Consider the following 10,321-nt stretch of genomic DNA (forward strand, 5'->3'; position numbering starts at 1 on the left):
CGTGCGTCTACAGCCGGGTGGAGTTTGTGTGGCTCATGCGCCACGCCGTGGATTCGGGAGTGCCGGGCTTCGCCGGGCCGAATGTTCCTCTGCCCGATGTTCCTCTGCCCTAAGCGGTGAGGCGCGTGACACGATACCTTCTTCTTTATCTGGCTCCATCCAGGGAGAGGAAGCGCATGCCGCACAAACGCGTCAGGTTCGGAGAAGACTCTTGGCTTGCGGTGGAAACGTCCGTCTGGGACATCTGGTACACGCCGGTGAACCGCAAGCAGTTCCATGAAACAGGCCTGAACATCTACATCGGCAGGAAGGACCGGGAACTGGCCGCCGAGGTCCTGTCCGCTTCCGCCGCCGCCGTCGGTGCATGGCTCAACTCCGTCGTCCCGGGGGCGGGCACGGGCCTTGGGGCCATTTGCGGCTACCTGGCCGGGCTCGTTCCCCGCTTGGGCGCGTACCTGGCCCTTGACGCCAACGGCGGCCTGGACATCCACATCGCCCCGCACGGCTTCCAGTGCGGTGCCCTGCCTGCCGCCGACCCGAACGTCTGGACCGTCGGGGCGTGGGAGCCCATCAGGCAGTGCCTGGAGCAGCTCCCGCAGCCCAAGGCGCCGCGCGGTCCCGATGCGAACCTCGACGGCGAGGCTGCCCGCCTTTTCACCGGGTCGGGCCAGGTGGAGGTGAGGGCGTACGGGGACCGCCTCGGGACGATCGTGCTGGATCTGGAAGAGGAGTCCCTGGACGGGGTGTGCCCCAAGTGCCAGGGGAACAGGAAGGTGGATTGCCCGCGCTGCTCCGGGGCCGGGGTCATCGAATGCCGGCGGTGCAAAGGCACGGCCTACATCACCGATCCGGCGACGGGGCGGGACGTGCGGTGCCCGCAGTGCGGCGGGGATGGCTCGGAGACATGCTATATGGAGAACGGTGCCAGGCAGGTGGACTGCTGGTTCTGCGGAGGCGACGGAAGGTACCCGTAGACGCCTCCCCAGGGACGGCCCCTATGCTGGAGGTCCGACCCCCAAACACGGAGTGACGATGGAACGGTTGGCCAGGACGCATGGTGCCTTCAATCTTGCGGCCGGGCTGTGGCCGCTGCTCCATTACCGAAGCTTCGCCGGGGTCACCGGGCCAAAAGTGGACAAATGGCTGGTGCAGACCGTGGCCGGATTGTCCATGGCCATCGGATACGCCATGGTTCGTGCCGGCTCATCCCCCGAAGGGATGGCAGCGGCCCGCCGGCTCGGTGTGGGCTCCGCGCTCGCCTTCGGGGCCGTGGATGCCGCCTATGGGTCAAAAGGACGCATCAGGCGCGTCTATCTTGTGGACCTGGCCGTGGAGCTGGCCTGGCTCGCCGCGTGGGCGTCCGTCCGGCGGGAAGCCAAGGCGCGACGGCGATCCCTGGCCAGTGGTTCGCGCCGCCCAACGTGAGGATCTGAAAGGGGCACGCTGTGTTCTTCCTGTTCGGCATGAATTCCTTCAACCGCCGGTCGGTCACCGGTCCGGCACGGTGCCAGTTTTGTGGCCGGGAAGCGCTGCAGGAGGTGGTGGAACACGGCACCAGAGTGTCGGTTTTCTTCATCCCCGTGTGGACCTTTGGCCGCAGCTACCACGTCACCTGTACAGCCTGCGGGCGGCAGTCATCCGCCAGCCGGCGGGAAGCTGCGGCCTTGGCCCGGCGGTAATCTTCGCCCCCGGCTCCGCCCGCGGAAATTTCCTGCTTGTGCCCGGCGGCTCCCCTGCCGGCTCGCCGAACCCGGCCCGCAGGACGGTGGGTCCGGCCACGGTGCGCCTGCCCGGGCGCATCGCCGGGGACGCGCTGGCCGGTTCAGGCTTCTTCAGCGTGGGGAGCTTCCCCTAGCCGGCCAGCACCCAAACCTTGAACGGTGTCCGGCGGCCTCCTTTTCAGTTGGCGGTTTGGGCCCTAAATTCGGCTGGCATTGACCATCCGGGTGCTTCCCAAGGTTTACGCATGCCCTTCGTGCCATGCTCGCTTCCGCAAGGAGAGTCGTGCCCCAAATCCCGCCGGGATCGGGGAAGATCGCACCGAGGGAGCGAGATGTAATGTCACAAGATGCTTGGCTTCATCCTGCCGCAATAAGCAGAGGATACCGGCGCCGCCTGCGCGCCGGTATCGCCACGATCACGGCCGTGGGCCTGGTCGCCGCCGGGGCCACCGTTGTCATGGGGGAAGTCACCACGGCCAACACCGATACCCTCAAGGGGGTGGGGCCGGCCGGCCCCTACGGTTTTCCCGTGTACTACGAGGACGCCTCCGGCCTCAAACTGGAACAGTGCCTCGATGCGAACGAGGCGATGTGCGATCCGGCGTTCCTCGTCGGAGAAGGGCTGGACCCGGAGCGGCCGCTCCACATCGGCACCACCGCTGCCGAGAGCAACTGGCCGGGCGAGTCCTTCTACTTCCAGTCCGAGGCCGTCGCCGACACCACGGCCGGGGGCGACGCAACTCTTGTCATGGCCCTGGAGGCCACGTTCGCCAACGAAGAGCCCAAGGATGGTGACCAGGTAGTCTTCGGGCGCCTGCGCATCCGGGTCGACACGCCCGCAGCCGGAACCTACACGGTCACCCACCCCTATGGCGTGGACACATTCGAGGTCGACACCCCGGCCGACGGCATCAACTTCACCGAGGACATCACCCCGGCCCCCCAGAACTTCGGGCTGGCATTGCGTTCCCGCATCGCACCATTCCTGCAGTCCACGGCCGGACCGGTGGAAACTGACACCGGCACCTACCTGGCGGATCCGGCGGTTCCGACGGCGGTCACCGGATCGCCGTTCGAGACGAACTTCTTCCGCGTGACCGGACCCGACGGGCAGGTCATCGCGGAGACAGACCAGTTCACCCTCCTCGGCAAGGTCTCGACCAACTCGGGGATCGACCCGGTTTCGGCCACCGTCAGCGAGGACGGTGACGGAATGTTCCTCAACGTCCACGCCCGCGCCGGTGCCAATGACGCGATCACCGTCTCCGGTGAGGGGCTGGCCGAAACGACCCTCGCTGCCGGTGGTGCGGATGGCACGGACTACTTCGCCCGTGTACCCCTCACCTCCGTCCCCGACAAAGTGACCCTCCTGAACGAGTCCGACAAACCTGTCGCCACCAAGACGGTCACCGTCACAGACCTTGTTACCGTCACCGGCGCCATCTACAGCACGGCCTCGCAGGAACTGGTCATCACCGCCACCACCTCCGACGCCGTTGAGAGTCCCCAACTCAGCTACGGCGGGCAGGCCCTGGCCGATGGACGGCTCACCGTCTCCGGCCTCGCGATCCCGCCCGCCTCGGTTACCGTGACCTCGGCCGCCGGCGGCTCGGACACCGCTCCGGTGTCCGTGACCGGCGGAGCCCTCGGGACAGCGGAGGCGACGACGGCCATCGCCGTCGCGCCGTCCACCACCCTGGCAGGCAAGGAAGTGACCCTCGACGGATCCTCGTCGGTGAACGCCACCTCGTATGCCTGGGCCCAAACCAAGGGCACGCCCGTCACGCTCGCCGATCCCAGCGCGGCCACGACGACGTTCACGGCTCCAGACCAGGCCGCAGAGCTGGCGTTCACCCTCACGACCAGGGCGCCGGACGGCACCTCAGTGGTCTCCGAGCCGGTGACAGTCACCGTCACGGCCGCCGACCAGACCCCGACCGCGGTCGCAACGGCTTCCACGACCGACCCCCTCGTCGGGCAGAACGTGACGATCGACGGATCCGGCAGCACGAACGCGGCCCGCTACTCCTGGACGCAGACGGGCGGCACCCCGACCGCGTTTGATGCGACGGCTCCGAGCTTCACGTTCGCCATGCCCTCCGGGAAGGCCCCGGTCACGTTCCAACTGGTCGTCACCTCGCCCAACGGCACGGTTTCGGCTCCTGCCACAGTGACCGTCACCGCCAAGGCGGACATCCTGGCCGTGACGGCCGCCGAAGTGCGGACCGGCAGGAACGAGTGGCGCGTCGCGGGCACGGCAACGATAACGAACAACAACACCGTCAGCGTCTGGACCCAGACGGCCACCGGCGGGAAGGGACAGCTCATCGGCACCGCCACGGTCGAGGCTCCGGCAGCCGGCGCGACCGAGGGCATCTGGAGCGTCCGCACCCGCAACGGCGTAGCGCCGGCGGGAGTGACCCGGCTGATCGTCGAATCCAGCCGCGGCGGATTCCTGAAGGACGTGACCTTCACCAGCCGCCGGTAACGCGATCGCCACCACGAAGGCGCTCACCCGGAAAAGGACCACTCCCCGGAAATTGGACCGAAGGCTTTCAGGTCCGATTTCCGGGGAGCAGGCCAGCCGAAGCGCGGAGCCGCCGAAGTCCCCGGGCTCCGCCGATGCGTGAAGGGCCCCGTTCCCTTGGGAGCGGGGCCCTTCACGCATCATGCACAGTGTGGGGTTCCGGCCAACTGGGCATTTTCTAACCCCATTGGCCCTTGGATTCTTGTGGATCCGGAGCAGCAGCCATCCGGCGGGGAAACGGCCAAGCCAAAGGCGGCCGGAGTCTTGCGGCTCGCTGGGGCCTGGGGCCGCCGGGGCAGGGCACAGCATGGATACCGCCTGGCCGGCCGTCTCGATGACCTGCGCTGTCCTGCCGTCTTGCGCTGCACCTGGAGGATGCTTGACAAGAGGCGTGACGCAAGTCACGATGTTGCGTATACTGATTGTTGTTGCGTAGGACGCACTTTGAAGGTTGAAATATTGGAGTCGCTACCGCTATCCATGGCTCTTCCCAAATTGTGCGCTTTTCCTGCACACCGACCCTCTCTAATTTCATGCCCCAAACGGTCCGGTAACACCGGTTGCCCTACTCAACCCGTGGTCTCCACAGTTTGCACACCACCCAGCTCTCCCGGAGGAAACAGATGTCCGCTTCAGTGAACGTGTCCGCCAATTCACGCGGAAAACTGACCACATCATTGCCTGCCGAGCAGCTGGCTGAGATCACCGAATTGTTTGCGTTCCGCCGCACGGGATATTCCCTCGACGCTCCCTTTTACACCGACCCGACGGTTTTCAAGATCGATATGGAGGCCATTTTCGGCAAACACTGGATCTTTGCCGCCAGCGTCGCTGAACTGCCGGAGCCGGGCGACTACGTCACCGTCGACTACGGGCCCTATTCCCTGATTGTCCTGCGCAACGACGACGGCGGCGTCAACGTCCTGCACAACGTGTGCCGCCACCGCGGCGCCCGCGTCCTGACTGAATCCGCCGGCTCCACCGGAAACCTGGTGTGCGGCTATCACTCCTGGACCTACTCGCCCAACGGCGACTTGATCCACGCCTCAGCCCCGGGAGAAGCGAAGTTCGACAAGAACTGTTTCGCCCTCAAGCGCGCCCACAGCCGCGTGGTCGCCGGACTCATCTTCGTCTGCATTGCGGACGAACCGCCGGCCGACTTCGACGAAACCTCCAAGATCTTTGAGCCCTACCTCGCCCCCCACGATCTGTCGAAGACGAAAATCGCTTACCAGCAGAACATCATCGAAGAGGGCAACTGGAAGCTCGTCATGGAGAACAACCGTGAGTGCTACCACTGTGACGGCCACCCTGAACTCGCCTGCTCCCTCTTCCCGACGTGGGGCTTGACGGAGGGCCTGATTCCGGCCCACCTTGAGGAAGTGTGGGACCGCAACAAGGAAGCCCAGTCCTCCCTTGAGGAGCGTTGCCGCCGCTACGGCCTGCCCTACGAGGTGGTCGAGGAGCTTGACACGCGCATCGCGGGAATCCGCATCTCACGTGAAGCACTGGACGGGGACGGAGAATCGTTCTCGGCCGACGGGCGCAGGCTTTCCAAGAAGCTGCTCGGCGACCTGCGGGACTTCCGCCTGGGCCGCTGCTCGATGCACCTGCAGCCCAACAGCTGGTTCCATTTCCTCGGGGACCACGTCATCACGTTCGGCGTCTTCCCCATCAACGAACACCAGTCGCTGGTACGCACCACCTGGCTCGTGGCGGACGACGCCGAAGAAGGCGTCGATTACGATCTGGAAAAACTCACCTACACCTGGAAGCAGACCAACCTGCAGGACAAGGCGTTCGTGGAGCTGTGCCAAAAGGGTGCCGGCAGCCCCGCCTACGAGCCCGGTCCATACATGAAGAGCGAATACCAGGTGGAGGCGTTCATCAACTGGTACGTGCAGCGCGTGCAGGAGCACCTGGCATGACTGAACCCCTCACCGAGACGGTGATCCAGGAACCCCAGCGCATTCGCGGCCTCGAGATGCCGTGGAACAGGGTGATGGGCAGCACCGAGGCGCCCGCCCACGCCGCCCGCGCCTTGGGTCCCTGGCATCCGCAGGAGTTCATGGCCGAATGTGTCGAGACCGCACCCGAAGCCGGCGGCATGATGACCTTCGTGTTCCGCCGCTGCGACGGTGCGCCCCTGGCGTTCCGCGCGGGCCAGTACGTCAACATCGCCTTTCCCGTGAACGGCGAGGACCAGGAACCGGCAGACCGCAGCTACTCGCTGTCCAGTTCGCCTCTCCAGCCCTGGACCTTCAGCGTCACCGTCAAACGCGACCCCACCGGACTCGTCTCCCCGTGGGTGCACCAGAACGTCAAACCCGGCACCGTCCTCGATATGCTCGGACCGGTCGGAGCGTTCCACCTGCCCGACGCCGACCGGCGGGCGCGTTACCTCTTGCTCGCCGCCGGCGCAGGCATCACTCCCATCATGTCCATGGTGCGGACCATCCACTCCCTGCCCGGACATGCCGACGTCGTGGTGCTCTACCATGGAGCCGAGGCCGGAGGTTTCGCCTTCCACCAGGAGTTGGCCTATATCGCCTCCGTGGACTCGCGCGTCAAGGTCTTCTACTCCCTGGGCGACCGCAGCAAGCCCGAGGGATGGGAAGGGCTCAGCGGAAGGCTGACGGCAGCCATGCTCGACCAGGTGGCCCCCGATGCCAACGGCCGCCAGGTCTATGCCTGCGGCCCGGAGGGATACCTGAACAGCGCCACCGAGCTCCTCAAGAAGGTCGGCGTCGATGACACCTCCATCTACATGGAGTTCTTCTCGGGAGATCGCCAGACACTTCTTGAGTACCAGGCAGAGATTGCGCTTGCGTCGGACATCGCGGAGGAAATCGCGGAGGAAATCGCCGATTCCGCCGAGGACTACTATGAAAGCCAGCCCAGCGCGTTCGGGCTCTACGAGCCCGGCTATGACGCCGAGGGAACCCTGAAGGCCTCGGGGCTGCCTCTGGAAACCGTCGACCCGGAAGCCCCCGCCGCCGAGGACAGTTCGGACGCCGGGCCGGAGGCCGCGGCTCCCGATGCCTCGAGCTTTGACACCGTGGGCACGGGCAGCCTCACCATGTCCTTCCTGCGCACAGGCATCAATGTGCGGATTGATCCCGCCGAACACATCCTCGGGGTGGCACAGCGTGCCGGCGTCAGGATCGGTGCGAACTGCAAGGAAGGCATGTGCGGCTCCTGCAAAGTCGTCAAGCTTTCCGGGGAAGTCAACATGAACCACCAGGGCGGTATCCGGGCACGGGAAATCGATGCGGGCAAGTTCCTGCCCTGCTGCTCCACGGCGCAGACCGACCTGGTGATCGATGCCTAGATGATCCGGCTGTGCCAGATCCCGAGAAAACTGGAGGGGTCTGGCCAAGCTGGATTCAGCTCCCATCGACGAGTCACTTAAAGCCGGAGCCAAAGCGGCATGAGGCCGGCAGGCCACCTCGACTGTCTGTACCGTGCCGCCGGCCAGAGGAGCAAACCGGCAGCCTGTTTTTCATGTGAAATACCCGACCCGGCGGACGGCAGTTCATTACGGATCGGTGGCCGCTGCGGGCCTGGATGCTCCCCGCCGCAGTCCTTCCACGGCGGGGAGCATCCACGTCAGCCTGCCTTGGAGTCAAACATCAAGGTCGCAGGGATTGGTGCCCGCAGCATTTCAGGCGTGATTCCGTGGATTTCCCTGGCCTGCTCCCTGAACCACTGATCGTAGGGATCATCTGAAGTGGCGGCCACCTCAGATGATTTGCTCAGGTCTTCGCCTTCAAGGAAAAGGCAGGCGAAGTCGCCTTGTGGCGTCTGCATAAGGCTGGCTACTTCCCTTACCACGCCCATGCGCTCGCGGGAGCGAAGGTGTTCCTGCTTTCGCGGGCCGTTGATCTCTTCGATGAGCAACTTCCACTGGTCCAGCTTCCCGGGCAAAATCGGTGTGAACCATGTAATGCATTCCATGACAGGCCCTTTGCGGTTGCTCCGACGCGTTTGGTGCGGCACGGCGGCAGCCCCGCCGGTACAGCTGGATAATAGCCCCGCGACGCGCGACGGAACAGGGGTTTCAGCACGTTGTGGAGGCGCGCTGCTGCTACCGGACTCCCCGCCACTGCGGCTCAACGAGGCGGCGGCCGGGTCCGGTCTGACCCGCCTCCTGCCAGGAACCGGGCCTTGGCCAACGTTCCAGGACAGCAAAGAACGATAGAGGGGGAAGACTCCATGTCCGACCGAGAGCAAAATGATCGAACCACCGGCACCGACCCGGAGGCTCACAGACGTGTGACCCCCATGTCCCAGAGAGTTACCGACAGTGTGGCGCTTGAAAGCCGTCCGCTCGATGGAGCCCACCCAGCCCCTAATCTACGGGCGCGCTACTAAACGAAGCGGTCCTCACCCGCCCCGCCCTGCCCTCACACTGCACGAGCCCAGGTGCAGGCCGCGGTGCATACGGTGGTCGCGGAGATTGCCTTTCGGTCAGGCCACTCTGTTCCCACCGTTTATCGGACACTCCCGTTCACCGCTCACTTGGTCCCAAAAAGATTATCCTGACTCCTGGGCAGTGTTTGTCGCGCCTCGCCGTGGGAGACGTTGTGGAGGCAGCTGGTCCCAACGGCCGGATGATCGGGGGAGAAGTGGTGGAGGTGGCCAAGAAACTCTCCGTGGTGTGGATTCGAGATTCCTTCGGCACCCGAACAATGCTTGACGAGCATTCCCTCAAGGATCTTTGGCAGGACGGATAAGTCTGCCCGGAAGGGCCATCTCCGCCGTGGCGAAGATGCTTGAGGATGCCCCGCACAGCTTGGGAAAACATTGCCCGTCCTCTGCCTCCCACCCGTGGGCAAGTCCGTTGGGGGCCCGGGTCCGCCGCCGGCGCCCCCACCGCCGAACTAAGACGCACGCGGATGTCTTGCAACGGGAGAGCAAAGAGACACTTTTGTCGAGACACTCTCGAAGGCAGGGCGCGAGGAGAGATAAATCCTTCGGTTTCCCCGTGCTCGTGCAGCACATCTGTCAAAGCGCACTGCCACTGACCGCGCTCGGCCCCTGGTATCACGGACAGTGGCGGCCCTTTCCCATGGACCGCACTGTTCCCGCCAACGGGGGGCAAGACCGCATAGCGCGGCGGAAGCGGGAGCCACTGCGGTTCCCGCTTCCGTTGTGTCACGGCGCGAGGAGTGGGCGGGGTACCGCCAAGCTTCCCCTTATGCCGATTGGCGGCTCTCGATCAGGCTCGCCTCCAGGAGGCGGCCGACTCTCTCGATGGCTTCCTGGACAACGTCGGGGTCGGCCACGGTCAACTGTTGGAAAACCAAGCCGTCCAGGGCCGCGAAGACGGCGCGGGCCAAGGGCCTCGCATGCGTGTGCCCATGCCGGGTCAGCGCCACTTCGAGCGCCTCGATGTATCCCTCGTAGAGGGCCACTGCCTCCTCGCGGAGGTCCGGGCGGCGCCGGGCCTCCAGCACGAATTCGTACTGGAACACCTGCAACTGGGGTTCGCTGGCCACGAGCTCAACCAGGGCGCGGGCGAAGTCTCCGTCAATGGTCTCGGTGGCGGAGAGGTCGCTGAGCCTGATGGCCCGGGCGGTGGCCCAAGCGACGGCTTCATGGAGCAGCGCATCCTTCGTTCCGAAATGGTGGCTGATCAACGTGTTGTTGACTCCAGCGAGCTCGGCCACGGCGCGGAAGGTCAGCCCGTGCAGTCCGCGCTCGGCCACCACGGCAATCGTGGCCGCGAGCAGGGCCTCGCGACCCCTGCCGTACCTGTTGATCCGATCCGTTGCCACACCCCGAGTGTAGTCCCCGGAGTGGCGCTTGACACAGACAACTAAGCAACTGCATAGTTTTATGTGATGTGACTTAGCGCACGAGGTTGCGCCAAGGTGTTCCCATCCCGATCCCCCTCCTTCCCCGAAAGGTCAAACCATGGCCAGTTCGCTCGACCACGCAAGCGCTCCCCCGGCGCTGCACCGCACGTTGCGGTGGCAGGACGCGTTCGCCCTCGCGATGGCCGTCTCCGGGGGCCTGTTCGTCTCGTTCGGACCGACCATGGCCGCGATCGGTGCCCTGTCGGCGCTGT

At 65.2% G+C, this 10,321-nt stretch carries 10 protein-coding genes; 8 read left to right on the forward strand and 2 right to left on the reverse strand.

Annotated features, from left to right (window positions below; genetic code table 11):
- The first annotated feature begins 176 nt into the window (after positions 1-176).
- The 7 genes from NCCP_RS03780 (at position 177) to NCCP_RS03805 (ending at position 7,579) form a co-directional block, all read left to right on the forward strand.
- Positions 177-974, forward strand: a complete 798-nt coding sequence (locus NCCP_RS03780) for a hypothetical protein (protein WP_149955888.1) — start codon at positions 177-179, stop codon at positions 972-974.
- Positions 975-1,032: 58 nt separating this feature from the next.
- Positions 1,033-1,425: a hypothetical protein gene (locus tag NCCP_RS03785; RefSeq protein WP_216364649.1), complete on the forward strand. Its 393-nt coding sequence runs from the start codon at positions 1,033-1,035 to the stop codon at positions 1,423-1,425.
- Positions 1,426-1,445: 20 nt separating this feature from the next.
- Positions 1,446-1,679, forward strand: a complete 234-nt coding sequence (locus tag NCCP_RS03790; RefSeq protein WP_149955889.1) for a zinc-ribbon domain-containing protein — start codon at positions 1,446-1,448, stop codon at positions 1,677-1,679.
- 38 nt (positions 1,680-1,717) lie between these two features.
- On the forward strand, positions 1,718-1,855 hold the full coding sequence (locus NCCP_RS14900) for a hypothetical protein (RefSeq protein WP_172627280.1): 138 nt from the start codon (positions 1,718-1,720) through the stop codon (positions 1,853-1,855).
- Between the two features lie 203 nt (positions 1,856-2,058).
- Entirely contained in the window at positions 2,059-4,209 is a 2,151-nt protein-coding gene (locus NCCP_RS03795; protein WP_149955890.1) for a PKD domain-containing protein, read from the forward strand.
- Between the two features lie 662 nt (positions 4,210-4,871).
- Entirely contained in the window at positions 4,872-6,176 is a 1,305-nt protein-coding gene (locus NCCP_RS03800; RefSeq protein WP_149955891.1) for an aromatic ring-hydroxylating oxygenase subunit alpha, read from the forward strand.
- Positions 6,173-7,579 (forward strand): ferredoxin reductase, encoded by a 1,407-nt coding sequence (locus tag NCCP_RS03805; protein WP_149955892.1) that lies wholly within the window; start codon positions 6,173-6,175, stop codon positions 7,577-7,579. The genes NCCP_RS03800 and NCCP_RS03805 overlap by 4 nt, the downstream gene beginning before the upstream one ends.
- Positions 7,580-7,857: 278 nt before the next feature.
- Here NCCP_RS03805 and NCCP_RS03810 read toward each other — a convergent pair whose 3' ends face one another.
- Positions 7,858-8,205: a DUF6176 family protein gene (locus NCCP_RS03810; protein ID WP_149955893.1), complete on the reverse strand. Its 348-nt coding sequence runs from the start codon at positions 8,203-8,205 to the stop codon at positions 7,858-7,860.
- A gap of 629 nt (positions 8,206-8,834) precedes the next feature.
- Between NCCP_RS03810 and NCCP_RS14905 the strand changes: the two genes are divergently transcribed.
- Entirely contained in the window at positions 8,835-8,984 is a 150-nt protein-coding gene (locus tag NCCP_RS14905; protein ID WP_172627281.1) for a hypothetical protein, read from the forward strand.
- A gap of 462 nt (positions 8,985-9,446) precedes the next feature.
- Here the strand turns inward: NCCP_RS14905 and NCCP_RS03815 are convergent, their stop codons facing one another.
- Positions 9,447-10,028, reverse strand: a complete 582-nt coding sequence (locus NCCP_RS03815) for a TetR/AcrR family transcriptional regulator (RefSeq protein ID WP_149955894.1) — start codon at positions 10,026-10,028, stop codon at positions 9,447-9,449.
- Positions 10,029-10,321 lie beyond the last annotated feature (293 nt).

The organism is Zafaria cholistanensis (assembly GCF_008580665.1).
GTDB classification, from domain to species: Bacteria; Actinomycetota; Actinomycetes; order Actinomycetales; family Micrococcaceae; genus Zafaria; species Zafaria cholistanensis.

Bases quoted from the DNA above. Each gene is read 5' to 3' on its own strand.
- NCCP_RS03805 (WP_149955892.1), top strand. From the start codon at position 6,173: ATGACTGAACCCCTCACCGAGACGGTGATCCAGGAACCCCAGCGCATT.
- NCCP_RS03785 (WP_216364649.1), top strand. From the start codon at position 1,033: ATGGAACGGTTGGCCAGGACGCATGGTGCCTTCAATCTTGCGGCCGGG.
- NCCP_RS03800 (WP_149955891.1), top strand. From the start codon at position 4,872: ATGTCCGCTTCAGTGAACGTGTCCGCCAATTCACGCGGAAAACTGACC.
- NCCP_RS03795 (WP_149955890.1), top strand. From the start codon at position 2,059: ATGTCACAAGATGCTTGGCTTCATCCTGCCGCAATAAGCAGAGGATAC.
- NCCP_RS03810 (WP_149955893.1), bottom strand. From the start codon at position 8,205: ATGGAATGCATTACATGGTTCACACCGATTTTGCCCGGGAAGCTGGAC.
- NCCP_RS03780 (WP_149955888.1), top strand. From the start codon at position 177: ATGCCGCACAAACGCGTCAGGTTCGGAGAAGACTCTTGGCTTGCGGTG.